This window comes from Formosa sp. A9 (assembly GCF_051200825.1).
GTDB lineage: Bacteria > Bacteroidota > Bacteroidia > Flavobacteriales > Flavobacteriaceae > Formosa.
In genome coordinates, this window is sequence record NZ_CP195158.1 from 2,263,243 (window position 1) to 2,288,242 (window position 25,000).

The 25,000-nt window shown below is 34.9% G+C and carries 24 protein-coding genes; 11 read left to right on the forward strand and 13 right to left on the reverse strand.

The features are described 5' to 3' along the window. Nucleotides 1-30 precede the first annotated feature (30 nt). From udk to ACR9EA_RS10050, 6 genes are all read left to right on the forward strand, one after another. Nucleotides 31-639: a uridine kinase gene (udk, locus tag ACR9EA_RS10025; RefSeq protein WP_435132342.1), complete on the forward strand. Its 609-nt coding sequence runs from the start codon at nt 31-33 to the stop codon at nt 637-639. After that, the gene (locus ACR9EA_RS10030) at nt 636-965 is read left to right on the forward strand and encodes an FtsB family cell division protein (protein ID WP_435132345.1); all 330 of its coding nucleotides are present in this window, start codon (nt 636-638) and stop codon (nt 963-965) included. The genes udk and ACR9EA_RS10030 overlap by 4 nt, the downstream gene beginning before the upstream one ends. Next, nucleotides 958-2,331 (forward strand): methylmalonyl-CoA mutase subunit beta, encoded by a 1,374-nt coding sequence (locus ACR9EA_RS10035; protein ID WP_435132347.1) that lies wholly within the window; start codon nt 958-960, stop codon nt 2,329-2,331. The genes ACR9EA_RS10030 and ACR9EA_RS10035 overlap by 8 nt, the downstream gene beginning before the upstream one ends. Further along, nucleotides 2,324-4,453 (forward strand): methylmalonyl-CoA mutase, encoded by a 2,130-nt coding sequence (gene scpA, locus ACR9EA_RS10040; protein WP_435132350.1) that lies wholly within the window; start codon nt 2,324-2,326, stop codon nt 4,451-4,453. The genes ACR9EA_RS10035 and scpA overlap by 8 nt, the downstream gene beginning before the upstream one ends. Before the next feature lie 232 nt (nt 4,454-4,685). Then, on the forward strand, nt 4,686-5,237 hold the full coding sequence (locus tag ACR9EA_RS10045; protein WP_435132352.1) for an HNH endonuclease: 552 nt from the start codon (nt 4,686-4,688) through the stop codon (nt 5,235-5,237). Between the two features lie 371 nt (nt 5,238-5,608). Continuing rightward, nucleotides 5,609-6,577: a hypothetical protein gene (locus ACR9EA_RS10050; RefSeq protein WP_435132354.1), complete on the forward strand. Its 969-nt coding sequence runs from the start codon at nt 5,609-5,611 to the stop codon at nt 6,575-6,577. A 61-nt stretch (nt 6,578-6,638) separates the two neighbouring features. Here the strand turns inward: ACR9EA_RS10050 and ACR9EA_RS10055 are convergent, their stop codons facing one another. The 4 genes from ACR9EA_RS10055 to ACR9EA_RS10070 all read right to left on the reverse strand — a co-directional run bounded on the left by ACR9EA_RS10055 (nt 6,639) and on the right by ACR9EA_RS10070 (nt 12,355). Next, nucleotides 6,639-8,102: a lipopolysaccharide biosynthesis protein gene (locus ACR9EA_RS10055; RefSeq protein ID WP_435132357.1), complete on the reverse strand. Its 1,464-nt coding sequence runs from the start codon at nt 8,100-8,102 to the stop codon at nt 6,639-6,641. Beyond that, complete coding sequence (locus tag ACR9EA_RS10060) at nt 8,102-9,379, reverse strand: glycosyltransferase (protein WP_435132360.1); 1,278 nt, start codon at nt 9,377-9,379, stop codon at nt 8,102-8,104. Before ACR9EA_RS10060 ends, ACR9EA_RS10055 begins: the two co-directional genes overlap by 1 nt. Before the next feature lie 220 nt (nt 9,380-9,599). Then, nucleotides 9,600-12,044, reverse strand: coding sequence for a YfhO family protein (locus ACR9EA_RS10065; RefSeq protein ID WP_435132363.1), 2,445 nt, complete (start codon nt 12,042-12,044; stop codon nt 9,600-9,602). A gap of 29 nt (nt 12,045-12,073) precedes the next feature. Continuing rightward, on the reverse strand, nt 12,074-12,355 hold the full coding sequence (locus ACR9EA_RS10070; RefSeq protein WP_435132366.1) for a DUF4834 family protein: 282 nt from the start codon (nt 12,353-12,355) through the stop codon (nt 12,074-12,076). A gap of 113 nt (nt 12,356-12,468) precedes the next feature. Here ACR9EA_RS10070 and ACR9EA_RS10075 point away from each other — a divergent pair, with 113 nt between their 5' ends. Next, nucleotides 12,469-13,446, forward strand: a complete 978-nt coding sequence (locus tag ACR9EA_RS10075) for a transporter (protein ID WP_435132369.1) — start codon at nt 12,469-12,471, stop codon at nt 13,444-13,446. A 30-nt stretch (nt 13,447-13,476) separates the two neighbouring features. Beyond that, nucleotides 13,477-14,595, forward strand: coding sequence for a GTP cyclohydrolase (locus ACR9EA_RS10080; RefSeq protein WP_435132371.1), 1,119 nt, complete (start codon nt 13,477-13,479; stop codon nt 14,593-14,595). 75 nt (nt 14,596-14,670) lie between these two features. On the opposite strand, the gene ACR9EA_RS10085 is transcribed toward ACR9EA_RS10080, so the two are convergent. Genes ACR9EA_RS10085 through ACR9EA_RS10100 form a run of 4 tightly spaced genes read right to left on the reverse strand, consistent with a single transcriptional unit; the run spans nt 14,671 to nt 16,690 of the window. Then, nucleotides 14,671-15,393, reverse strand: a complete 723-nt coding sequence (locus ACR9EA_RS10085; protein ID WP_435132373.1) for a pirin family protein — start codon at nt 15,391-15,393, stop codon at nt 14,671-14,673. A gap of 43 nt (nt 15,394-15,436) precedes the next feature. Further along, entirely contained in the window at nt 15,437-15,874 is a 438-nt protein-coding gene (locus tag ACR9EA_RS10090) for a MarR family winged helix-turn-helix transcriptional regulator (protein ID WP_435132376.1), read from the reverse strand. Between the two features lies 1 nt (nt 15,875). Beyond that, nucleotides 15,876-16,157, reverse strand: a complete 282-nt coding sequence (locus ACR9EA_RS10095) for a GNAT family N-acetyltransferase (protein WP_435132378.1) — start codon at nt 16,155-16,157, stop codon at nt 15,876-15,878. 2 nt (nt 16,158-16,159) lie between these two features. After that, on the reverse strand, nt 16,160-16,690 hold the full coding sequence (locus tag ACR9EA_RS10100) for an NADPH-dependent FMN reductase (RefSeq protein WP_435132380.1): 531 nt from the start codon (nt 16,688-16,690) through the stop codon (nt 16,160-16,162). Between the two features lie 139 nt (nt 16,691-16,829). Here ACR9EA_RS10100 and ACR9EA_RS10105 point away from each other — a divergent pair, with 139 nt between their 5' ends. After that, nucleotides 16,830-18,458 (forward strand): acyl-CoA carboxylase subunit beta, encoded by a 1,629-nt coding sequence (locus ACR9EA_RS10105; RefSeq protein WP_435139860.1) that lies wholly within the window; start codon nt 16,830-16,832, stop codon nt 18,456-18,458. Nucleotides 18,459-18,517: 59 nt separating this feature from the next. Next, nucleotides 18,518-18,940, forward strand: coding sequence for a DoxX family protein (locus tag ACR9EA_RS10110; protein ID WP_435132383.1), 423 nt, complete (start codon nt 18,518-18,520; stop codon nt 18,938-18,940). A gap of 107 nt (nt 18,941-19,047) precedes the next feature. Here ACR9EA_RS10110 and ACR9EA_RS10115 read toward each other — a convergent pair whose 3' ends face one another. The 3 genes from ACR9EA_RS10115 to ACR9EA_RS10125 are packed head-to-tail and all read right to left on the reverse strand — an operon-like array spanning nt 19,048 to nt 22,177. Beyond that, a complete protein-coding gene (locus ACR9EA_RS10115) occupies nt 19,048-20,139 on the reverse strand; it encodes an AMP-binding protein (RefSeq protein ID WP_435132386.1) in 1,092 nt (363 codons plus the stop codon). After that, a complete protein-coding gene (locus tag ACR9EA_RS10120; protein WP_435132389.1) occupies nt 20,105-21,133 on the reverse strand; it encodes a CPBP family intramembrane glutamic endopeptidase in 1,029 nt (342 codons plus the stop codon). Before ACR9EA_RS10120 ends, ACR9EA_RS10115 begins: the two co-directional genes overlap by 35 nt. Nucleotides 21,134-21,142: 9 nt before the next feature. Further along, the gene (locus tag ACR9EA_RS10125; protein ID WP_435139862.1) at nt 21,143-22,177 is read right to left on the reverse strand and encodes an o-succinylbenzoate synthase; all 1,035 of its coding nucleotides are present in this window, start codon (nt 22,175-22,177) and stop codon (nt 21,143-21,145) included. 203 nt (nt 22,178-22,380) lie between these two features. Here ACR9EA_RS10125 and ACR9EA_RS10130 point away from each other — a divergent pair, with 203 nt between their 5' ends. After that, nucleotides 22,381-23,190, forward strand: coding sequence for an HAD family hydrolase (locus ACR9EA_RS10130; protein ID WP_435132391.1), 810 nt, complete (start codon nt 22,381-22,383; stop codon nt 23,188-23,190). A 3-nt stretch (nt 23,191-23,193) separates the two neighbouring features. Here ACR9EA_RS10130 and ACR9EA_RS10135 read toward each other — a convergent pair whose 3' ends face one another. Then, entirely contained in the window at nt 23,194-23,616 is a 423-nt protein-coding gene (locus ACR9EA_RS10135; RefSeq protein ID WP_435132393.1) for a secondary thiamine-phosphate synthase enzyme YjbQ, read from the reverse strand. Between the two features lie 116 nt (nt 23,617-23,732). Beyond that, entirely contained in the window at nt 23,733-24,989 is a 1,257-nt protein-coding gene (locus tag ACR9EA_RS10140; RefSeq protein ID WP_435132396.1) for an aminotransferase class I/II-fold pyridoxal phosphate-dependent enzyme, read from the reverse strand. Nucleotides 24,990-25,000 lie beyond the last annotated feature (11 nt).

The window sequence follows — 25,000 nt, forward strand, 5'->3', positions numbered from 1 at the left end:
AAATTTGTACGTTTTTAAAATACAAATCCCATGCTTATTATCGGACTTACAGGTGGCACTGGTTGTGGCAAAACAACGGTTGTAAATCAAATATTAAACGAACTTCCTACAGACGAAGTCGGTATTATTTCGCAAGACTCTTATTATAACGACACTTCGCACCTTTCTTTTGAAGAACGCACAAAGATTAATTTCGATCATCCAAAATCTATCGATTTCGATTTATTATACACCCACCTTAAGCAACTTAAAGCTGGACAAAGTATAGAACAACCCGAATATTCGTTTGTAGACCATAACCGTACAGGAAACACCATACTTACCCACCCCAGAAAAGTAATGATTGTTGAAGGCATTCTAGTTTTTACACACCCAGAAGTTAGGGAGTTATTCGATATTAAAATATTTGTTCATGCCGATAGCGACGAGCGTTTAATTAGACGATTGAAACGCGATATTTCCGAACGTGGCCGGGATATAGACGAGGTTCTTAATCGGTACCAAAACACACTAAAACCCATGCATCAACAGTTTATAGAACCTATGAAAGAATATGCAGATATTATTATACCTACAAACAAATACAATACTGTTGCCATAGATATAGTACGTGCTACCATAAACGAGAAACTTCTATGAAAATATCATTTCTAAACAATAAATACTTCAAACATTTTAAAAATGGTTACCTAGTTATAGGTATCGGTTTTTTAATATGGATGTTGTTTTTCGATAGTAATTCTTATCTTATTCATCGTGAACTTAATTCAGACATAGACGAATTACACGAAGAAAAAGAATATTATATAAACGAAATTACCAAAGACAAAAAGGCTTTAAAAAAATTAAGTACAGAAGAAGGTCTTGAAAAATTTGCTAGAGAAACCTATTATTTAAAACGCGAAAACGAAGATATTTATATTATAGAATACGAAGACAGCTTAAAAATAGAAACTAATGAGTAAACACGATTTGTTTAGCGAATTTAATCCCGTAACGGCCAAGGCTTGGAAACAAAAGATTCAAGTCGATTTAAAAGGTGCCGATTACAATAATACGCTTATATGGAAATCTCCAGAACAGATTCATGTTAAACCTTTCTATAATTCTGAAGATTTAAAAACAGAAACCTATTCCCCAAACACCAAAGCAACGACTTGGAATATAAACGAGCATATTTATGTAAACAACGAAACTAGCGCAAATAACAAAGCGCAATCGGCGTTAAAAAAAGGAGCCTCTGCCATTACTTTTTCTATTAATACAGAGCAATGTAATATAGATTTGCTTTTAAAAGATCTCGATCTTGCTTCTACAGACATCTATTTTCAGTTAGGCTTTCTATCTTCAGATTTTGTAATGAAACTAAACGAATTTGCATTAAAAAATGACGCTTCATTTTATGTTTCAACAGACATAATTGGGCATTTAGCCGAATCGGGGAATTGGTATACTACACTACAAAACGACCACGCCAATTTAGAACGTATTCTAGATTCTTGTTCAAATTTAAAAAGCAGTGTTAGTGTTAACATGTCGTTATATCAAAATGCTGGCGCTACCTGTGTACAGCAGTTAGCTTATGGTTTAGCTCATGCTAACGAGTACCTTAATTATTTTAAAAATCAGGCCAATACCCTATTTACATTTAAGGTAGCTGTTGGGTCTAATTATTTTTTCGAAATCTCTAAATTACGTGCTTTAAGGCTATTATGGCAAACACTTGCAAGTGAATACCAAAACAATACCAATTGCCATATTGTTGCATATCCAACCAGCCGTAATAAAACTATTTACGACTATAATACTAACATGTTACGCAGCACAACAGAATGCATGAGTGCCATTTTAGGTGGCGCCAATAGCATTAGTAATACTGCTTACGACTCGATATTTCACAAAACAAACGAGTTTGGATCTCGTATAGCCAGAAACCAACTGCTAATATTAAAACACGAAAGTTATTTCGATAAGGTTAACAATCCTTCAGACGGGTCTTATTATATAGAATCCTTAACACAGCAACTTGCAGAAAAAGCATTGCAGTTATTTAAAGATATTGAAGCCAATGGTGGTTTTTTAAATCAATTAAAAGAAGGAATTATTCAGAAAAAAATTAAAGAATCCGCTTTAAAAGAACAAGACGATTTTAATACAGGAAAGGTAGTTTTGTTAGGCACCAATAAATACCCTAATACCAAAGATAGCATGAAGGACAACTTAGAGCTCTACCCTTTTCTTAAAAACAATCCTAGAAAAACACTTATAGAACCAATACTTTCTAAACGTCTAGCCGAAACTCACGAACAAGAACGCTTAAAACATGAGTAGAAAAAATCTGCAACATATAACGCTACATACAAATGCTGAAGCAAACAATTCCAGCAAGGGTGATGTTTTTTTTCTTACTGCTGAAGACATCCCTGTAAAACACAACTATTCTAAAGCAGATATTGCACAAGCACCTCATGTAAATTTTGCTGCGGGCATTACTCCATACCTCCGTGGCCCATATTCTACAATGTATGTAAAACGTCCTTGGACGATAAGGCAATATGCTGGATTTAGCACCGCCGAAGAAAGTAATGCTTTTTATAGACGTAATTTGGCTGCGGGACAAAAAGGCTTGTCGGTAGCGTTCGATTTGGCAACACACAGAGGCTACGATTCAGACCATGAACGTGTAATTGGCGATGTTGGGAAGGCTGGCGTTGCAATAGATTCGGTTGAAGATATGAAACTGCTTTTCGACCAAATTCCTTTGGATAAAATGAGTGTTTCTATGACCATGAATGGTGCAGTTTTACCCATTATGGCATTTTATATCGTAGCTGCCGAAGAACAAGGTGTCTCACCTCAACAACTGGCAGGAACCATTCAAAACGATATTTTAAAAGAATTCATGGTTCGCAACACGTATATTTATCCGCCTAAACCGTCCATGAGAATCATTTCAGATATCTTTAAATTTACCAGCAAGCACATGCCTAAATTTAATAGTATCAGTATTTCTGGATACCACATGCAAGAAGCCGGTGCGACTTGCGATATCGAATTAGCTTACACCCTAGCTGATGGTTTAGAGTATATTAAAGAAGGACTTAAAGCTGGCATGGATATAGATACCTTTGCCCCTCGCCTTTCATTTTTCTGGGCTATTGGCATGAACCATTTTATGGAAATTGCAAAAATGAGAGCTGCACGTATGCTTTGGGCTAAACTGGTTAAACAATTCAATCCCAAAAACGAAAAATCACTAGTTTTAAGAACACACTGTCAAACCAGTGGTTGGAGTTTAACTGAGCAAGATCCGTTTAACAACGTTGCTAGAACAACTATAGAAGCTGCTGCTGCCGTTTTTGGAGGCACACAAAGTTTACACACTAACGCTTTAGACGAAGCCATAGCCTTACCAACAGATTTCTCGGCCAGAATTGCCAGAAACACACAAATATATTTGCAAGAAGAAACACAAATTACTAAAACGGTCGATCCTTGGGCGGGAAGCTATTACGTAGAAACCCTAACACAAGACATCGCAGAAAAAGCTTGGCAACACCTACAAGAAATTGAAGCCTTAGGAGGCATGACCAAAGCCATTGAAGCCGGAATTCCTAAAATGCGCATTGAGGAAGCTGCCGCAAGAAAGCAAGCTAGAATAGACTCTAACCAAGATATTATTGTAGGCGTAAATCAATTTCAATTAGAAAAAGAAGATGAAATTTCTACACTTGAGATAGACAACCAAAGTGTAAGAAATGCTCAAATTGAACGCTTAAACAATATTAAATCTAAAAGAAATCAGCAAAACGTTGAAAAAGCACTTCAAAACCTTAGCAATGCAGCAAAAAACGAATCGGAAAATTTATTAGCTTTAGCTATCGAAGCTGCCAGAGAACGTGCTACTTTAGGAGAAATAAGTACTGCCTTAGAAAAGGAGTTTGGCAGATACAAAGCGCAAATTAAAACCATTTCGGGAGTGTATAGCAAAGAAATTAAAAACGACGATACTTTTAAAACTGCAAGACAGCTAGCCAATACTTTTGCTGAAATTGAAGGCAGACGACCTCGCATAATGATAGCTAAAATGGGACAAGATGGCCACGATCGTGGCGCTAAGGTTGTTGCTACAGGCTATGCCGATGTTGGCTTTGATGTGGACATTAGTCCGTTATTTCAAACCCCACAAGAAGTCGCCAAACAAGCTATTGAAAACGATGTACATGTGTTAGGCATATCATCTTTAGCTGCTGGACATAAAACATTGGTTCCTCAAGTAATTGATGCCTTAAAAGATTACGACAGAGCAGATATTATTGTTATTGTAGGAGGCGTAATTCCGAAACAGGATTATCAATTCTTGTTTGATGCTGGAGCTAGTGCCGTTTTTGGTCCAGGAACAAAAGTTGCAGATGCAGCAATTTCAATATTAAACCACTTAATGTCAGATTAATTGTATATTACTAGTTGTAATACACTACAAACTGGAACGAATTTCTAAAATTTAACTAGAATTAATTCGTATTATATAAAATAACATAAGGCTTATCACCTTAATATAAAATAATTAGCTATTTTTACACGTAACGCAAGGGTTTACTTGTGTCTCCCCCTCATCAAAACTGCTTTTCATAACCTACTAGTAATAATTCATTTTACAAAATACTTAGCAAAACAGTTTGATTATGATACGAAACTATTGGAATGAAAAATGGAAAGAAATAAAATTCGACGATAAAATAGCAGATAACGAGAAGTTTAAGATCTCTAATTACGGTAGAATTATTAATTGTAAAGAAGATGAAGAATTTCTTGTAAAGAAATATTACATAAATGGCTATCAAAATTTACCGCTACGCCAGAAAAAAAATGGTAAAAACACCAGTCGTTATGTGCATAAACTTGTAGCAGAACATTTTTTAGATAAAAATGATGGCGTTTGTGTTATTCATTTAAATTACGATAAAACCGATAACCGCGTTGAAAACCTAAAATGGGCCACTAAACGAGAAAAAGAATTACACCAATTTAGCAATCCTGCTTACAAAAATATGGTACGCAAAATACCACGTACTGCAAAACTGACCGAGACGAAAGTAAAATTAATTAAGCGTAAAATTAACGACCCTAATCGCCGAACCCGAATGAAGATGATTGCCAAACAATTTGGCATTTCCGAAATGCAACTTTACCGCATTAAAACTGGAGAAAATTGGGGTAAAGTAACCGAATATTAAGAGATAGTTTTCGCAACTTGTTAAACATCTTTTAAAAGTGAATTAACCTCGTAACTAAACTAATGAGTGGTTACGTAAATAATCCTCAACCTTATATCACACTCTGTTTTGTTGTAATTGCTTCAAAAAAATGAGCGTTTACTAAAACCTCACCCTAATCATTTTCGACAATAATTCTGCTGATTAAATGATTTTTCATCACTAAAAATCAGCATTTAAGCATTTATTCGCAATATTAAATTCTTTTCGGCACACTATTTGCAATTTTAGTTCATGTACGTAATAGCGCTATAATGAAGTACATGATTTAAGATTGTAACAGCATGGTTTAGATCTTAAAAATTACCGTTTAACCCTAAAACCGAAGTCTGATGAGAATTTTATTTACTATATTAAGTCTGTGTTTAGCTGTAAGCACTACAGCTAAAACCAAAATTTTTAATACAATTACAACTAACCCTTACCATTACAACACCAAATCTTTCATTTTTCTTGAACAAGGTGTGGAGTTTTCTGTTTTTCCTGATGGGCAATTCGATTTCTACATCCCGTCTATTAATAATTATAGTAATGTATCTGTTAGCACACCTAACTTCAATTTCAGTTTTAATACAGGCTATAATTACAATCCTTATGTGCAATACGACCACTTTGGTGCTGTAATTCAAGTTCAGAGCATTCCTCTATTTTACGATTTCTATGGCAGGATTTCCAGAATTGGAAATGTAGTTATTAATTACAATGGCTTTGGCATGGTATCTCATATTGGCAACATGGCTATTTTCTACACCAATAATGTGGTAACGCATTACACGGGTTATGTAAATACGTATAATAGATATTATGTTGTAAAACCTTGGCATAATTATTATCGTGTTCCTAAACCTAATTATTGTGTTATACATTACGAACCATATCGTCGTAATTATGTTGCGAACAGGCGTGCATACATAAAACCTTACCAATACAATAAACGACCTGCAGTAAACAGAGATGTTCGCTATATTAAAAATAACACAACGAATAAAACATATAGACAGTTTAACGCCTCAAGAGATTACGCTAATGCCACGAAACGTGATTATACGAATACGCGATCAAAATCCACAAAAAACAACACCAACAATCGTTATTCAGCAACCGATTACAGTAGCAGAAAAAACATCGAACGTAACAAGAACACATCTAACAGAAACTTTAACACCAATAGAGCGCAAAACAAAAAACCAAACACCAATAGTTCACGTACATATAATAAGCGAGAGCATTTATCGTCTCAAAACACAAGCACATCATCATCCCGAGAAAGTGCTTCATCTAGTTCTAGAGGGCGTAGATAAAAATATTAAGGGAAAATTCTGCGATCTAGTTTGCCCCAAAGCGTTTCGCAGGATTTTCTTTTTAGAAAGGTAATCGTTTTAAAAACTGATTGATAAGTTTGGATACATCATCCGAGAAATTAAAACCATATACTATTCCCACATAACTTAAACCTATAAATATACTTTTTAAAGCTATATTTAATACGGGATGAAACGGAAAATCCCAGAAATAAAACAATAATCCAACACCTAAAATCAGGCTAAAAACCTTTAAGGATGCGGTGGTAAATGGCAGCATTTTAAATTTTAAATACACAAAAACAATCTTTATAATATTGTAAGCAACAACCGATAAAAATGTAGCATAAGCTGCGCCATCTATACCATAAATCGGAATAAAATACATATTCAAAAACACCGAAACTACGGCCAAAAAAACGCCTTGAAGCAAAACCATTCTATAATAATCGCTATTGAATAAAATAGCATTGTTATTACCCAAAAGATTATCGAACAGTTTCGTTAAACCAACAAGAAACACCACCAAAACTCCGCTACTAAACTGCTCTGGAATTAAAGCATACAACTGATTGATATTTAAAATAATTAGCAAAAAAATAAATCCGCTGATTATAAATAAATTTAAAGAAGACTTTTTATATAAAACTTGTAGCTCGTACTTATTATTTTCGTTCAAATATTTTGCCGTTAACGGACTTGTAATTTGATACATAGACCGAGAAGGAACCCCAATAACCGCTGCAATATAAATAGCAACACCATAATAAGCCACCTGCTCTAATAAATTGTAATGACCAATCATAAATTTATCTATCTCTAAAATAATATTAGCTACAGAACCCGCTAAAATAATAAGAGAGGTATATTTCAATACCTTGGAAAGATTATTGATTTTCGAAAACTTAAGTACTGGCCTTTTTACACTAAAGGCATAACCCATCATAACCACAGTTCTTATAATATACATTACAACAATCCCAACAATTAATTGATGTACGGAAATGATATTTAAATGCAGAAAAAACAATAACAACATTACGCCTAACCTATGAAAAACTTCTTTCATAAAATTACCGAAAACAGTTTGAAGCTGCACTTTAGCCCAAGCATAAAACACTTCGAAATAAGCAAAGGCAATAGCCGAAATATAAATAAGCCAAACATAGTTTTTTACTAACTGGTTACCTTTAGCAATCCAATTACTTATGGCATCGAACCCCATAACTCCAATAAAACCAATTGGCACAATAATTACCAATGGTAAAAATAACATTAAGGTTAAAAAACTGTTTTGCGAAGTTCTTGTTTTAAATGTTGTATAAAACTTAATAATTGTATTATTAACCCCAAATGCCATAAGCGGCATTAAAATATTGGCCGTAGATAATATAAAGGTAATTAAACCAAAATACTCATCGCTTAAAAAACGAGTAAACAAAAACAAGGTATTTATAGCACCTAAACCAAACCCAAAATAGGTTATTATTGTGTTTTTTATTGATTGATTAATTACAACTCCCATTATACCAGTACTGCTAATGAAGCTGTTAAAGATTGTCTACTATACTTTTGCAAACCTATACCATGCGATTGCAAATTCCCTGCTTTATAAGCTAAATAATAGCTGTAAATCTGAGACTTTAATTCGTTATAAGCATTATAATAAAAATAATGACCTGTATTGGTTTCTTTAATAATTTGCTCGACATCTGATGCTTTTGGGCCTAAAGCTAAAATGGGTCGATTAGACACCATATATTCGAACAACTTACCCGGAATGATGCATTTAGTATCGGGAGAATCAATTTCTATGAGTAACAATACTTGTGATTTCCGCTGAAACGCTACCGCCTGCTCGTGATTTACATAACCAAAATTCTTACAAAATGATTGCAGTTTAAATCCCGCTATAGAGTTAAGAACATCTTGACTTACATGCCCTACCAAATGCAATTGAAAATCGGAAGCAAAATCGTTGTGACTGTTTATTAAATCTTCCAATACACGCCAAAGCATTTTTGGGTTTCGTTTAGATAATAACGAGCCAATATGTGCCATTGTAAATTTTGAATCTAATGTCATTTCATTCAACTTAACATAGTCGTAACCATTTGTTATAACATGAATAGGCTGTTTAGTAATGGCTTTAAATTCCGATTTAGTAACATGGCTGGTTACAATAATATCGTCGGCATGCTGTAAAATGTCTCGCTCTAAGTCCTTATGCTTTTTTTTAGAAGCTTCAGTCAACTTAAGCTCTTTATGATAACCTATCGTTGTCCAAGGATCTCTAAAATCAGCGAACCACTTTACACCTAATAGTTGTTTTAACTGCAAACCAATTAAGTGCAAACTGTGCGGTGGTCCTGTAGTAATTACGGCATCGACATCGTGATTACTGATATAATTTTTTAAAAAAGACACCGAAGGTTTTACCCATAGCACCCGTGCATCGGGAATAAAGAAGTTCCCCCTGATATACAACATCAATTTCTCTAAAGCCGTTTGTGCTTTAGCTTCAGTTATTATCCCCTTACTTATGGTTTCAGATTTTTTTTTAGAAAACATCGCCGCCCATTTATAGGGCTCTTTTATAGGATGCTTTAAAAGTGTTACATCCTTAGGTATCTCTTGTTCTAAACTAGAATCTAATATAGGGTAATTCGGGTTTTCGGGAATATACACTATCGGATGTATATTATATTCGGGTAAATATTTTACAAATTTAAGCCAACGTTGCACCCCTGGCCCTCCAGCTGGCGGCCAGTAATAGGTTACAATAAGTACGTTTTTTTTCATTGGTTTCAGTCGTTAGTTGAAACTATGCACTTTTAGTGCTAGACTTTCAGTTTCTATAAATATTTTTTCGCCACGAATGCACGAATATTTGACATAGTTTTTATAAAGATTATTCGTGTATTTGTGGCTAAAATAAATACAAATAATCGGACTTTCAGTCTGTTTTCAAACCTATAGACTTCCAGTCTATAGTGGTTTAGGTATAAAAAAATGTAACTTCTTAATTGTTAGCTTCTGCATCACCTACATGTTGTGATGCTGATTTATTTTTAAAACCTAAAAACAGCCCTAAAACAATTAAAACACCAACCAACAACGAACTCGCTAAGGCTATTTTGCTACCGGTTTGTATTACCTTAGGTTCAAACTTAAATTCTATAGTATGATTTCCTGCAGGCACATCTAATCCTCTTAAAATATAATTTACACGCTCGTGTGGCACTAATACATTATCTAAATACGCATTCCACCCCTGACCGTAATAAATTTCTGAAAATACAGCAAAACCTTTATTAGGGTTATTAGTTTGATATTTAATATAATTAGGCTTGTAAGCAACTACATTTATTGCTGCCGTTGAGTCTATTACATTTTTAGAATTCGCGATAGTTTTAGACGTTGTAACAGCTACATTTTGAGTGTCTAAACTATCTAATTTTAATATTTCTTCATTTGCGTTTTCAACCAATTCAACACGATCTACAAACCACGCATTACCATTGGCATCTGTATTCTCGTAAGGAAAATAATCGCCTTGCTCGTTTTGCGCTATAATATATTTTGTATTTAACATATTAAGCACATTGATATTGTTTTTTGAAATATAAAAATCGAACACCTCATTATAACGCCCTAATTTTGCAGCGTGATAACCGTTAAGCGAATTATGGAAATAAGACGCTCTAGCTGCTCCCGAAGTAACATCGAACACTCTAAAATGTGTTGTATCTTTTAAAATTTGAAGATCTGCTGCATTGGGCTGATAAGGTTTGTTAATCTGCATGGCAGACATAAAATCGTCGTTGTTAACATAACGTCTATCCACCCCTATTAAATCGAATAAAATAAGTGCGGCAAAAGCAATAGTAACTAAGGTTTCGGATAGTTTTTGTTTTAAAAACATAAAAACCACCCCTGCCGATAGCAAGACTAAAACTAAAGTTCTAATAGTATCGGTGGTAAACATGCTTACACGATCGGCACGAATAGCATCAATAAAATCGTGACCGTAATTTTGGGCGTAATACCCATCATTTACACCAACAAAATCGAATAATGTCGTTTTAAACAGTAAAAATACCAAAGCCAATCCAGCTGTTATTCCAGTAGCATACTTTAAAGCCTTCAACTTATCTTCACTGGCATTCGACTTTTTAAACAATTCCACTAAAGCAAAAACACCTAAAACCGGTATACATAATTCTAAAATTACTTGTATAGAACTTACCGCCCTAAACTTATTGTACATGGGTACAAAGTCTATGAATAAATTAGTTAAGACCTCGAAATTTTTTCCGTAAGATAGTAAGAGCGATAATACTGTGCCCCCTACAAGCCACCATTTTAATCGGCCTTTTACAAGAAATAATCCCAAAACAAATAAAAATAAAATAACTGCCCCCACATAAGCAGGCGCTTCAACTATAGGTTGATCTCCCCAATATGTTGGTGTTTGTTTAGCTATTTCTCTAGCTTGCAATGGTGTTGCGCCCCGTTTTAAATTGAATTGATAATATTCAGAATCTTTACCTACATCTTCGTGGCTACCGCCGCCCAACAGTCTAGGAATAAAAAGGTTTAAAGACTCTACAATACCATAGCTATATTCTGTAATATAATCTTTATCGAGACCTGTAGATATTTCTTTAGTAGAACCGTCTGCATTTATGGTTAAATCGCTTTGGCCACGTGTACTTTCTTTAACGTACTCTTGTGTTGCCAGAATATTAGTCGCATTTAATCCGATTGACAAAATTACAGCCACAAATAAAATTCCAACCGATTTAAAAAAATGAGGAAGCTGCTGTTTTTTATAAGCATCTACTAAGTAAGCAATACCTAAAACCAAAACTAATAGCAATAAATAATACGTCATTTGGTAATGGTTAGCAACCAACTCTAAGCCCATGGCTACTGTGGTTAGCAAAAAGCCTAGAATGTATTTTTTTCTAAACGTTAAAACAATACCACTCAAAACCAATGGCATATATGCTATAGCATGCGCTTTACTGTTATGGCCAACACCTAAAATTATTATAAGATAAGTTGAAAATCCAAAGGCCAGAGCACCAACAACAGCCAGTTTATAATCTAATTTTAAACTCAGCAGTAAAATATAAAACCCTATAAAATATAGGAATAAATAATCGGCTGGACGTGGTAAAAACCGAAGCGTTAAATCTAATTTTTTAATATAGTTATGCGGATATTTAGCCCCTAACTGATAGGTAGGCATTCCTCCAAAAGCACTGTTGGTCCAATACGTTTCTTCGCCTGTTTGGGCTTTAAAGTCCTTTTGCTGTTTAGACATGCCGATATAGTGCATGATATCACTCTGAAAAATCTCTTTCCCCTTTAAAACCGGACTAAAATAAGCTAGGGATATAACAATAAAACCAATAAAAACTAATAAATGCGGCAGAAGACGCTTAATTGTAAATGACATGAATATGTGTTAAACTATGATTGCGAAAATTAATCAATTTCTTCGTAATCTACATATTCACCTACGTTTTTATTTGAAGTTTCTTGTTTTGGCATCTTATCAATAACCACCTCGCCTTCTGGCCTGGAGCTATTGTAATTACGCTGCTGATTTGGATTGAACTGACTTCCAAACTTTTGCTCGGCTTTCTTCACAAAAAACTTCATAATAGTTGGCGCAAACATGCGTAACAGTATTTTTCCGCCAAACCAAATAAGTAAAAGTATTAATATCGTTCTCATTAATCCTGTCGCCGAAGCGTATTGAAGCATAATATTTATTTTAGACAAAAATACAATTCTTATGTTTTAAAACGAATTGTTAATTGATAAAAAAAATATAAAATCTCTATATTTGACAGCTAAGACCACAAATTGGAAACCCTATGAAAACCTATTTAAGTTTTTTACTCTTTTCGCTTCCGCTCCTTACCATAGCGCAATATACCGATGTTATAAACTCTAACCGTCCTGGTGTTTCGCAAAGTGCCTATGCCGTAGGGCATAATGTGGTTCAGTTAGAAGCTGGCCCGTATTATACAAGCGAAAACCACACCCCTTTAGAATACGATGTTAAAGGCTTTGGTGTCGATTTTGCCGGACGTTACGGTTTACTTTGGGAACCCTTGGAAATTATGATTAACGGAACGTTTCAACGCGATAAATATTCCGATAACCGCTCGGCAATCTCTCAAGATTACACACGGTCGAATTTTAAAAACTTAACCTTGGGCGCCAAGTATTTAATTTACGATCCACATAAAAATGCGGTTGAAGAAAAACCCAATCTGTACAGTTGGAAAGCGAACAGAAAATTTAAATGGAGTCGTTTAATACCTGCTGTTTCTGTTTTTGCAGGTGCAAATTACGATACCGAAGACAACCCTTACACCGCTCCTGGTGTTGAAGGTGTTAGCGCTAAAGTAGTACTTATTACTCAGCATAATTTTTCGAACGGATGGGTTTTTGTCATGAACTTTATGGGAGATCGTATTGGTTCGGATGACTTTTCGCAACAATATATTTTTACATTAACCCACGGATTCAACGAAAAATGGGTCGCTTTTGGAGAATACCAGGCCATTAATAGCGATTTTTATGCCGACGACCTATTTAGATTAGGAGGTGCCTACCTGTTAAGTAAAAATTTGCAGTTAGATACTGCCATTACTTTCAACACCAAAGACACACCTTCGGTATTTAATGTTAACTTTGGCGCATCTTACAGATTAGATTTTCATAAAGACCAAGATCCAGAAGAAAACGGAACTTCGGCCGAACAAGAAGCAGAGCGTCGTAATAACAAAAACCAAGACTTCGAAGACAACAACAGTTCTAGTGATTTTTTAATACCTGAAGATTAAACTAAACATGATTGTTTTTTAATTTTTAATATGATTACAATAAAAGAAGTTTTAAATAAAAAAGACTTAAAAACATTTGTTAAGTTTCCTTTTACACTCTACAAAGACTCCCCGTATTGGGTGCCGCCAATTATTAGCGAAGAAATGGAAACCTTCAACAAAACTAAAAATCCTATTTTTGAAGATGCCGATGCCCGACTCTTTCTAGCCTTTAAAAACAACGTTTTGGTAGGCAGAGTTGCTGTAATTATTAATCATTTGGACTTAAATAAAGGCATTAACAAAGTACGTTTTGGATGGTTGGATATGATTAACGACATAGAAGTAACTAAAGCGCTACTTAACCAAGTAAACACTATCGGTAAAGAACATCAATTAGAATATATGGAAGGCCCTATAGGCTTTTCGAATTTAGATAAAGTTGGCGTTTTAACAGAGGGCTACGACCATATTGGCTCGATGGTTACTTGGTACAATTACCCCTACTATGTAGAGCATTTAAAAACCTTACAATTTTCGGTCGAAAAAGAGTATCAAGAAAATAAATTTCCGTTTAAAAATGTAAATCCCGATTTCTTTTTAAGAATTCAGAATTTAGTTAAAAAACGATACAAACTAAAACCATTAAATTTTAGTAAAACAGAGGAATTGATGCCTTATGTAGACCAAATGTTCGATCTTTTTAACAAGAGCTACGCCGATTTATCGTCGTTTGTAGAAATTACAGATTTACAAAAAGAGTATTTCAAGAAAAAATTCATTTCGTTTATAAATCCAGAGTTTATAAAATTTGTAATGGACAGCGATAACAATATGGTCGCATTTGCCGTAGTTATGCCGTCTTTTGCAGAGGCCCTACAGAAAGCCAAAGGTAAACTATTCCCTTTTGGTTTTTTACACTTATTAAAAGCTAAAAAAAGGTGCGAAACCGTATCTTTCTATCTTATTGGGGTTGCACCAGAATATCACAACAAAGGCGTTACAGCCATTATTTTCAACGAATTTTACGAAACCCTAAAACAGTATAATGTTATAAATTGTATTCGCACACCAGAATTAGAAAACAATTTGGCTTCTGTTCAAATCTGGAAACATGTAAACTCGGTAACATACAAACGCCGAAAAACATTTACAAAACAACTCGAATAGCAATACGATTAAAAAGCAATAAGGGGATATTTTTAATATCCCCTTATTGCTTTTTAATCTCCTTAATTTTAAAATTTAAAATTGCATCGGCACTTCTATAAATAAGAATGAAGCCTCTGTTTTTGCCTCTATTGTAAAACTTGGAGTATCGCTAACCCCAACGGCATCGCGAGTTTCTAAACTAACATTAGCCACTGTGGCACTACCGTGTACTAGCATAACATACACACCATGATTAGCACTTTTTAAAGCGTAATCGAACGTTTTGTTTTCTGTTAAATCTAACCTAGAAATTTTTGCGTCTTGATGAATCTGTAATGCACCTTCGGTATCCTCGTCTATAGAAGTCACTAAGGTTTGTAAAATATTTTCTCTGTCCGATGCATTAAACGTTTTCTGATCGTAACGCGGCGACACATTCTGTTTATTTGGTATTATCCAAATCTGAAAAAGGTTTAAATGCTCTTCGTCCGAACCATTAATTTCGGAATGCTCCACTCCTGTTCCGGCTGACATTACCTGCACCTCGTTTGGCAAGACAGACTCCCAGGTATTCCCCATAGAATCTCTGTGTTTTAACACACCTTTTAATGGAATGGTTATGATTTCCATATTCTGATGCGGATGGGTTCCAAATCCCATTTTAGGTGCAATAATATCGTCGTTCAAAACGCGTAAAGCACCAAAATGAATGCGGTCTTCGTTATACCAATTAGCAAAACTAAACGAATGATTGGCTTGTAACCATCCGTGATTGGCAAACCCTCTGCTTTCTGCTTTATGTTGTACTGTTTTCATGTTTTGTTGTTTTAATTTCACTATCAATCACTATAAGATGTGATTATCTTATTTTATCTAATAAATCGCTTAATTGCTCGGCTTCTTCAACAGTTAAATTTTTCATTAAATCGGCATTAAAATCTTCCGATATATGTTCTAATAACTCCACCCCTTTATCGGTAATATTTATGTGTACCACACGTCGATCGGTTGGGCAGGCTATACGTTCTATTAAATTTTTAGCACACAACTTATCCATTAACCTTGTGGCATTGGGCGCTCGATCTATCATCCTGTTTTTTATTGTTTGCACTTTTAATGGTTTATTCGCCCCCTTTAAAATGCGTAAAATATTATACTGTTGTGGAGAAATTCCAAAGGGTTTAAAAAATTCGTTTTGTAAACTCGTTACCCAATTTGCAGTATATAAAATGTTAACCAAAGCTTTTAGTTTGGGGTTATTAAAACGCGATGTAATATCTTTGGCTATATCTCCCATACTATATTAGAATAGATTTATACGCTTTGTTTTTGTTAAGTACTGCCGAGGCGTATGTACATAAAGGCTGAATTTTTAAATCGTTTTGCTTAGCAAAATTCACAACAGCTTCAATTAAAGCCTTCCCTACACCCTGACCTTGTAAACTCGAATCGACTTCGGTATGCGCTATTACCAATACGTTTTCAGTTTTATAGAAATAGTTTAATAATGCGACTGGCTTATCTTTATCTCCGACATAAAACCTGCCTTGACTATCATTTTCATCCAATTTAATTTCCATAACTACAATTCGTTTTTTAAGGTATCTACTGCTTCTTTCAACAAGGCATCTAACGCATCATCACTAATGGCTCCCGATTTAAAATGATCGTTAAATTTTGGCAAAGAAAATGTAGCCACTATATGTCCACCATTAAACGGAAATCGTCCTTTCGCTATATCTAAAACAGATTGCCCGCCACGTGCTCCAGGAGAAGTAGCCATAAGTAACATTGGTTTATTTTGCCAAACTTTACCGTCTATTCTAGACATCCAGTCGAACAAATTCTTAAACACCGTAGCATACGCACCATTATGTTCGGCTAGCGACAGTACGATGCCATCGGTATTTTTTATATGATTAAAAAATGATTGCGCCAGGCTTGGAATACCTTCCTCGCGCTCGATATCTACACTAAAAACTGGTAACGGAAAATCGTTTAAATCTAAAACTGTAACCGAAACACTTTCTAATAAAGTAGACGCATAGACCGCTAATTGTTTGTTTATAGACGTTTTACTGTTGCTTCCGGCAAATACTATTATATTTTTCATGCTTTCTGTTTTGATAACATCAAAGATACAACAAAATATTTTATATTCCAAGGAATATATTTCCATGTTATTTAATTTGATAAAACCAATACATTAAACTATTTTGAAACTTTTGTACTTTAGCGAAAATTTAGGATACATGGATATCAACTTCAATAAAAACGAAGATTACAATAAACTTTTAGTTTCAGATTTAAAAAAACGTTTTGCTAAAGTTAGCCTTGGTGGCGGACAAAAACGTATTGAAAAACTTCACAGTAAAGGTAAACTTACAGCACGCGAGCGCATAGATTATTTATTGGACAGCAATGCAAAAAGTATTGAAATTGGTGCTTTTGCTGGAGAAGATATGTATCCCGAACACGGTGGATGCCCTTCTGGTGGTGTCGTGGTAAAAATCGGGTACGTTTCGGGTAAGCAATGTATTGTTGTTGCCAACGATGCTACGGTTAAAGCTGGCGCATGGTTTCCTATTACCGGTAAGAAAAATTTACGTGCCCAAGAAATTGCCATCGAAAACAAATTACCAATTATTTACTTGGTAGATAGCGCTGGCGTATACTTACCTTTACAAGACGAAATTTTTCCAGATAAAGAACATTTTGGTCGCATATTTAGAAACAACGCCATAATGAGCAGTATGGGTATTACCCAAATTGCAGCTGTTATGGGAAGTTGTGTTGCTGGCGGTGCTTATTTGCCTATTATGAGCGACGAAGCTTTAATTGTAGACAAAACAGGAAGTATTTTTCTTGCTGGAAGTTATTTAGTAAAAGCGGCAATTGGAGAAACCATAGACAACGAAACATTGGGCGGAGCTACAACACATTGCGAGATTAGCGGCGTTACAGATTATAAAGCTAAAGACGATAAAGCAGCTCTAGACAAGATAAAATCTATTATCGATAAAATTGGAGATTTCGACAAAGCCGGATTTAACAGAAGTACACCCGTAAAACCCAAAGAAAAGCAAGAAGATATTTACGGAATTTTGCCTAAAAGTCGTGCCGACCAATACGACATGAAAGCCATAATTGAACGTTTGGTAGATAACTCTGAATTCGAAGAATACAAGGAAGGCTACGGCAAAACCATAATAACAGCTTATGCCAGAATAGATGGTTGGGCCGTGGGCATTGTTGCTAACCAAAGGCAATTGGTGAAAACCAAAAAAGGCGAAATGCAATTTGGCGGTGTAATTTATAACGATTCTGCAGATAAAGCCACCCGATTTATAGCCAATTGTAATCAGAAAAAAATTCCGTTGGTTTTTATTCAAGATGTAACAGGCTTTATGGTAGGCTCTAAATCTGAACACAGTGGCATTATAAAAGACGGTGCAAAAATGGTAAATGCCGTTAGTAACTCGGTGGTTCCTAAATTTACTATTGTTGTAGGAAACAGCTATGGCGCTGGAAATTATGCCATGTGCGGTAAGGCCTACGACCCTAGATTAATCGTAGCTTGGCCAAGTGCAGAATTGGCGGTTATGAGCGGTAATTCGGCTGCAAAAGTTTTATTGCAGATAGAAATAGCATCATTAAAAGCCAAAGGAGAAACTATTTCGAAAGAACAAGAAGACAGCTTGTATAATGAGATTAAATCGCGTTACGACAGCCAAGTCTCGCCTTATTATGCCGCTGCACGATTATGGACCGATGCTGTTATCGATCCGCTAGACACCCGTACTTGGATTTCTATCGGAATTGAAGCCGCAAATCACGCGCCTATCGAGAAACCTTTTAACCTTGGTGTTATACAAGTTTAACTTTTTAAAATCATCAAAATTTCGTAACTTAAATACATATAAATCAACACTTTTAAGTTATGGACACAATTAAAGCACTTAATAAATGGGCTAATATACACACCTATTTGCCTTTAGATTTGTTACGTATTGGCTTAGGTGTATTTTTGTTTACTAAAGGCATCTTTTTTATGTCTAGTAGCCAAATATTAATAGATCTTTTATCGCCACTCCAAAACTGGGCAGGAAGCATGTTTATTATACATTATGTGGCACCTGCACATTTTATTGGCGGATTATTAATTATGTTTGGTTTGTTAACACGATGGGCTATACTCGCACAACTTCCTATATTAATTGGTGCTATAGCTATTAATTTTGCGGGCGAGATGCAAATGGGAAATTTTATTCTAGCCTCATTAACCTTTCTTGTTTGTATTTTTTTCTTGATATACGGATCAGGCAAAAACTCTGCCGATTATTATTTTAAAATGCAACAATAACAAACGAAACTGTTTTTAAAATTTAGGAAGAAAAAAAATCCGCAAACGCATTAAATAAAGCGTTTGCGGATTTTTTTATTACTACTGTTAATTAAAATACATGTTCCTTAACTAATAGATTTACCATTTTTAAGCAAATCCATGGTTTTTTTTCGTTGAATTTTCCTGTTTGGCGTTTCAATAAAATCTTTCACAAAATAAATTTGCTTAGGAACTTCATTCTTTTTTAAATCTTGAAAAACAGAAGTATCAATAACCTTTTCATCACCTTCCACAACCAATACCAATTGTTCTCCCAAACTATCGTTTGACTCTGAAGCGATAAAGAATCTATCTTGTAATTTCGTTGCCAACTGATTTTCTATCTGTTCTGGAAACAATTTTAATCCACCCGAATTTATTACATTATCTATTCGTCCCAACAATTCAAATTCGGTATCGGAATGCATCTTAACCACGTCGTTAGTTTGCAACGGCGCTTCCAATAAATGTGGCGCATTTATAATTAAACAGCCTTCGTTGTTTTGTGTTAATTTCACTTTTGGCAACGCTTTATACACAGCCGAAGCTTTTGTCCCATTTAAAGCTTTTATCGCTATATGGCTAACCGTTTCCGTCATACCATAGGTCGCATAACATTTTGTTTTCACTTTAGAGATTGCTTTAAGCAACGGTTCAGACACGGCAGCCCCGCCAATAATAAGTGTTTTGAAATGGCTTATTTGCGGTAAGATATTTTCTACCTGCAACGGAATCATCGCTCCAAAGTCGTAAGTTTTATCTAAATCGAAAACTGGTGTCGCCTTAGGCGGAACAACATCTAATTCCAGACCTAAAATCATGGCCCGAACCAACATCATTCTTCCCGAAATAAAATTTGAAGGCAAACAGTGTAAAACGCGATCTCCTGGCTTCAACTTAAAAGCATTACCAGTAGCTATGGCAGAATTTACCATTGCCTGTTTTTTTATTTTAATCCATTTGGGTTCGCCTACAGATCCAGAAGTTCTCACTTCAATATAATCTTTGGCATCTAACCATAATTGTAAAAAATCGCCCAAAGTTTTCTCGAAAGGTTCGCCTTCTTTTATAAAGCTATAGGCAACTTCTTTTAAGTCTTCGGTATCGTAATAGCGTCCATTTAATTTAAATCTTAAATGAATTTTATCGTATGTCGGAATTTTGGTCTTGGTTATCATGAATATCTAAATTTAAAGATTCAATCGTATTATTATTAATAGCATTAAGCGATGGTTCTGTATAAGAATTGTAAACGGGACCTGTTAATTTCTCTTTCCAGTTGGTCCACTTGTATTTTTTAGAAAAGATAAATAGCAAAATAGGAAACACTACAAATACAGGAATAAAAATATCGGTTAGGCCTGCTACACCAGGATCGGCAACATCTTTTAAAATAGAATCCGTTTGAAACGCCGTCCAATCTGCGGTTACCAATAATGCTGTAAATAAATTATTGGCAGCATGAAACCCCAGGGCAAGTTCCATACCTTCATCCATTAAAGTAATTACTCCTAAAAATAGTCCTGTACCAATATAGTACACCATGATTATGTAGCCCAATTTTTCGACTTCCGGATTAGCAATGTGCAATCCGCCAAAGATGACAGAAGTTAACACCAAAGGCAGCCATTTATTTTTGGCAATTACCCCTATACCTTGCATTAAATACCCTCGAAACATATATTCTTCGAAACTGGTTTGAAAAGGAACCAGAACAATAGCTATAACTGCGAGAATTATAAATTTGTTTAACTGAAAATTATATAAATAATCTTCTGGTGCCAAGGCATAATCTATTAACACCATAGCAGATGATATAATTCCCCAAAAGAAAAATGAAAAGAACACGCGTCGCCAATCTATGTTTACTCTAGAGGTTGTTAAATTAACAATAGGAAGTTTATGCAATAATTTTACAGCGAACAGCAAAAAAATTAATCCTCCAAGAAAAGGCAAAAGCACAAACACTAAATTAAGGTTTGGCTCGAATAAAGTCATGATATAATTAACATCATTCATTTTAGATTCATCGATACCTTCGCGTAGCATTTTTAATGCAATAGCAACCATGTGCGGCATCGAAAACGCAAAAATTCCTCCCAATGCAATAATAACACCCACAATATATCGCCACCAATCGTGTAATCCTTTATACGCCTGACTTATATACATACTCTATTTTTAAAAATTATAATTCCATTTATTTGTTTTGCAATACTGCAAGGTACCATTTTTTACTTGCAAGGGCGAATCGAAATTATTGGTATATAAACCACCTGTACCTAAACCTTGCGGCATTTTACTATTTAACAGGTAAGTGTATTGTGCAATGGCATTTAAGCCTACATTACTTTCTAAAGCACTAGTAATCCACCAACCTACATTGTTATTTTTGGCTAAATCAATCCAAGTATCACTTCCGATAAACCCACCTATCAAACTGGGCTTCAGTATTATATACTGAGGCTTTACGATATTCATAATTTTATTCTTAGCGACAGTAGTAAAGGCTCCTATAAGTTCCTCATCTAAAGCAATATCTAGAGGTGTAGCCTCGCAAAGCCGAGCCATTTGCTCTAAATTCCCAGCCTTAATAGGCTGCTCTATAGAATGCAAATCGAATTCCGATAAACGCTCCAGTTTATCTAAAGCTTCATTAAAAGTGAAAGCACCATTGGCATCAACCCGAAGTTCTATTTCGGATGCAGAGAAGGATTCTCTAATAGATTTTAACAGCTTCAATTCGGCATCAAAATCTATGGCTCCAATTTTCATTTTTATACAATTGAAACCCGATTTTAGCTTCTCCTCTATTTGTGTTTTCATAAACAATTCGTCTCCCATCCAAATAAGTCCGTTAATTGGGATTGAAGCTTTACCGTTCGTGAAATCTGATGGAAATAATTGAAATGGAGAATCACTTAATAACGATTTAAAAGCGGTTTCCAAACCAAATTGAATACTAGGAAACTCGATAAGCTTTGTAAGCAATACCTCTAAGCCTAAATGTATATTTTTACAAACCCATGCTAAAGTAGCTTCGTAATCGTCGCGATCATCTACACTTAAACTTCTTAAAATACCACACTCACCCACTCCTTTTTTACCATCTGTCTCTAAGTGAATAAACCAGGTTTCTTTACTGGTTAATACACCTCGCGAAGTACCGCTTGGTCTTTTAAACTGAAGCATGTATTTATAATAATTGGCTTGCATCATATCATCAAAAATAGTATTTATTTACTTCTTTGGGCAAGTTTTAATCCCTAATATTATTTATCATAAAAAGAGTTCAACCCCACTCTTTAAAACATAAAAAAACAAGCTTTCCACCATCAATCAATCTAAGCATAAAAATAACGTCGGCTTAACACCTCAACACCAATTAATAATGTATTTTTACCAATAAAATTGCCTTTATGAATTTATCTGATGTTAAACTAGTAGTTACCGACATGGATGGTACACTGTTAAACGAAAATGGAGAAATTAGCCCTAATTTTTACAATGTATACGACGCCTTAAAAGCCAACGACATACATTTTGTAGCTGCTAGTGGCAGACAATATTACAGTATTGTTGAAAAATTGAACGAGATTAAAAACGATATTACAATTATTGCCGAAAACGGAGGTATTACTAAACGTGGCAACTTAGAGTTAGCCAAAACACTGCTATCTAAAGACAATACAGACGCTATTATTCCGTTATTGAGAACCATTAACGATGTGTTTATTGTACTTTGCGGTAAAAACAAAGCGTATATTGAAACTAAGGATTTAAATTTTCCGAAGCTGCTAAGCGAATATTATACCGAATTTGATACTGTAGAGGATTTAACAACGGTTAATCACGATGAATTTTTAAAAATTGCGATTTATCATCCTACGAGTTCCGAAACTTACATTTATCCGCATGTTAAACACTTAGAGTCGGATTTACAAGTGAAAGTATCTGGACAAAACTGGTTAGACATTTCTCACAAAGATGCCAACAAAGGGTTTGCTTTACAAAACGTACAAAAAGCTCTTGGTGTAACGGAAAACGAAACCATGGTCTTTGGCGATTATAACAACGACTTAGAAATGCTTGAGCGCGCATACTTCAGTTATGCCATGGAAAATGCACATCCAAACGTTAAACAAGTGGCTCGATTTGAAACTAAAAGCAACAACGAGCAAGGTGTAGAATTTATTTTAGAACAACTAATCGCCTCTAAACAGAAATAACATTTAAGCTCCGAAAGCAGTTAACACCACTGTTCTGGCACCGCCATAATCACGATGCTCACATAAATAGATGCCTTGCCAGGTTCCTAAATTTAAACGCCCGTTGGTAATAGGAATTTGTACACTAGCTCCCATTAACGACGATTTTATATGGGCTGGCATATCGTCTGAACCTTCGTAAGTATGCACATAATAGGGTTGATTTTCGGGAACCATAACATTAATATGGCTTTCGAAATCGGTACGCACAGACGGATCGGCATTTTCATTAATAGTTAAGCTTGCCGATGTATGCTTTATAAAAACCTGCAACTGACCCACAGTAAATGTTTTTAGTTCTGGAACAGCTTTAATTATAGTTTCTGTAATAATATGAAATCCTCTTTTATATGCCGGTAAAGTGATTTCTTTCTGAATTATTTTCATTTTTATGAGAATTATAAAAGGCTAATGTAACACGAATCTAATAACCCTTTTTAAAGTAAAAAATAAAGGCAGGTAATTAACCTGCCTTTATTTTTTATCAATATAATAAATTTATACTACTCCATTGCCGCAGCAACAGAAGCAGATAAACGTTTATACGTTCCGTTTTCTAATCTAGATCTTATAGCATCGAAAGCATCTAAGGTTTCGTTAACATCATCTAAAGTATGAGTCGCAGTAGGTATTAAACGCAATAAAATTAAACCTTTTGGAATTACAGGATAAACCACTATAGAACAAAATATTCCATGATTTTCACGTAAATCTTTCACTAAGGCCATAGCCTCTGGAATACTTCCTTTAAGATATACTGGCGTTACACAGCTTTGTGTTGTACCAATATCGAAACCACGAGCTTTAAGCCCAGATTGTAACGCGTTGGTATTTTCCCATAGTTTAGCTTTAAGTTCTGGCTTGGTTTTAAGCATTTCCAAACGCTTTAAAGCTCCTACAACCAACTGCATTTGCAATGATTTAGCGAACATTTGCGAACGTAAATTATATTTTAAATAATCTATAATTTCCTGATCGGCAGCAATAAAAGCACCTGTACTGGCTAATGACTTAGCAAAAGTTGCGAAATACACATCAATACCATCTTGTACACCTTGCTCTTCGCCAGCTCCTGCTCCTGTTTTACCTAACGTTCCAAAGCCATGGGCATCATCTACTAAAAATCTAAAATTAAATTTTTCTTTAAGCGCAACTATTTCTTTTAATTTCCCTTGCTCACCACGCATACCAAACACACCTTCGGAAATCACTAAAATACCACCACCAGTCTGTTCAGCCATTTTAGTGGCACGCTCCAAATTCTTTTCTAAACTTTCTATATCGTTGTGCTTGTAGGTAAAACGTTTACCCATATGTAAGCGTACTCCATCTATAATACAAGCGTGAGAGTCTACATCGTAAACAATAATATCGTCTTTAGACACCAATGCATCTATAGTAGACACCATACCTTGGTAACCAAAATTCAATAAATAAGCAGCTTCTTTATTTACAAATGAAGCCAATTCGTTTTGTAATTTTTCATGAAGATCTGTATGTCCAGACATCATTCTTGCTCCCATTGGATACGCCGAACCAAATTGTGCACCAGCCTCAGCATCTACTTTTCTTACTTCTGGATGGTTCGCTAACCCTAAATAGTCGTTAATACTCCAAGTAATAACGTCTTTACCTTGAAATGTCATTCTGTTAGATATTTGGCCTTCTAATTTAGGAAACACAAAATATCCTTCTGCTTGAGACGCCCATTTTCCTAAAGGTCCTTTATCCTTATATATTTTTTCAAATAAATCTTTCATGTAAGCTATTA

Excerpts from the sequence above, each read along its gene's own strand:
- udk (WP_435132342.1), top strand. The coding sequence starts at position 31 with ATGCTTATTATCGGACTTACAGGTGGCACTGGTTGTGGCAAAACAACG.
- ACR9EA_RS10030 (WP_435132345.1), top strand. The coding sequence starts at position 636 with ATGAAAATATCATTTCTAAACAATAAATACTTCAAACATTTTAAAAAT.
- ACR9EA_RS10035 (WP_435132347.1), top strand. The coding sequence starts at position 958 with ATGAGTAAACACGATTTGTTTAGCGAATTTAATCCCGTAACGGCCAAG.
- scpA (WP_435132350.1), top strand. The coding sequence starts at position 2,324 with ATGAGTAGAAAAAATCTGCAACATATAACGCTACATACAAATGCTGAA.
- ACR9EA_RS10045 (WP_435132352.1), top strand. The coding sequence starts at position 4,686 with ATGATACGAAACTATTGGAATGAAAAATGGAAAGAAATAAAATTCGAC.
- ACR9EA_RS10050 (WP_435132354.1), top strand. The coding sequence starts at position 5,609 with ATGAGAATTTTATTTACTATATTAAGTCTGTGTTTAGCTGTAAGCACT.
- ACR9EA_RS10055 (WP_435132357.1), bottom strand. The coding sequence starts at position 8,102 with ATGGGAGTTGTAATTAATCAATCAATAAAAAACACAATAATAACCTAT.
- ACR9EA_RS10060 (WP_435132360.1), bottom strand. The coding sequence starts at position 9,379 with ATGAAAAAAAACGTACTTATTGTAACCTATTACTGGCCGCCAGCTGGA.
- ACR9EA_RS10065 (WP_435132363.1), bottom strand. The coding sequence starts at position 12,044 with ATGTCATTTACAATTAAGCGTCTTCTGCCGCATTTATTAGTTTTTATT.
- ACR9EA_RS10070 (WP_435132366.1), bottom strand. The coding sequence starts at position 12,355 with ATGCTTCAATACGCTTCGGCGACAGGATTAATGAGAACGATATTAATA.
- ACR9EA_RS10075 (WP_435132369.1), top strand. The coding sequence starts at position 12,469 with ATGAAAACCTATTTAAGTTTTTTACTCTTTTCGCTTCCGCTCCTTACC.
- ACR9EA_RS10080 (WP_435132371.1), top strand. The coding sequence starts at position 13,477 with ATGATTACAATAAAAGAAGTTTTAAATAAAAAAGACTTAAAAACATTT.
- ACR9EA_RS10085 (WP_435132373.1), bottom strand. The coding sequence starts at position 15,393 with ATGAAAACAGTACAACATAAAGCAGAAAGCAGAGGGTTTGCCAATCAC.
- ACR9EA_RS10090 (WP_435132376.1), bottom strand. The coding sequence starts at position 15,874 with ATGGGAGATATAGCCAAAGATATTACATCGCGTTTTAATAACCCCAAA.
- ACR9EA_RS10095 (WP_435132378.1), bottom strand. The coding sequence starts at position 16,157 with ATGGAAATTAAATTGGATGAAAATGATAGTCAAGGCAGGTTTTATGTC.
- ACR9EA_RS10100 (WP_435132380.1), bottom strand. The coding sequence starts at position 16,690 with ATGAAAAATATAATAGTATTTGCCGGAAGCAACAGTAAAACGTCTATA.
- ACR9EA_RS10105 (WP_435139860.1), top strand. The coding sequence starts at position 16,830 with ATGGATATCAACTTCAATAAAAACGAAGATTACAATAAACTTTTAGTT.
- ACR9EA_RS10110 (WP_435132383.1), top strand. The coding sequence starts at position 18,518 with ATGGACACAATTAAAGCACTTAATAAATGGGCTAATATACACACCTAT.
- ACR9EA_RS10115 (WP_435132386.1), bottom strand. The coding sequence starts at position 20,139 with ATGATAACCAAGACCAAAATTCCGACATACGATAAAATTCATTTAAGA.
- ACR9EA_RS10120 (WP_435132389.1), bottom strand. The coding sequence starts at position 21,133 with ATGTATATAAGTCAGGCGTATAAAGGATTACACGATTGGTGGCGATAT.
- ACR9EA_RS10125 (WP_435139862.1), bottom strand. The coding sequence starts at position 22,177 with ATGCAAGCCAATTATTATAAATACATGCTTCAGTTTAAAAGACCAAGC.
- ACR9EA_RS10130 (WP_435132391.1), top strand. The coding sequence starts at position 22,381 with ATGAATTTATCTGATGTTAAACTAGTAGTTACCGACATGGATGGTACA.
- ACR9EA_RS10135 (WP_435132393.1), bottom strand. The coding sequence starts at position 23,616 with ATGAAAATAATTCAGAAAGAAATCACTTTACCGGCATATAAAAGAGGA.
- ACR9EA_RS10140 (WP_435132396.1), bottom strand. The coding sequence starts at position 24,989 with ATGAAAGATTTATTTGAAAAAATATATAAGGATAAAGGACCTTTAGGA.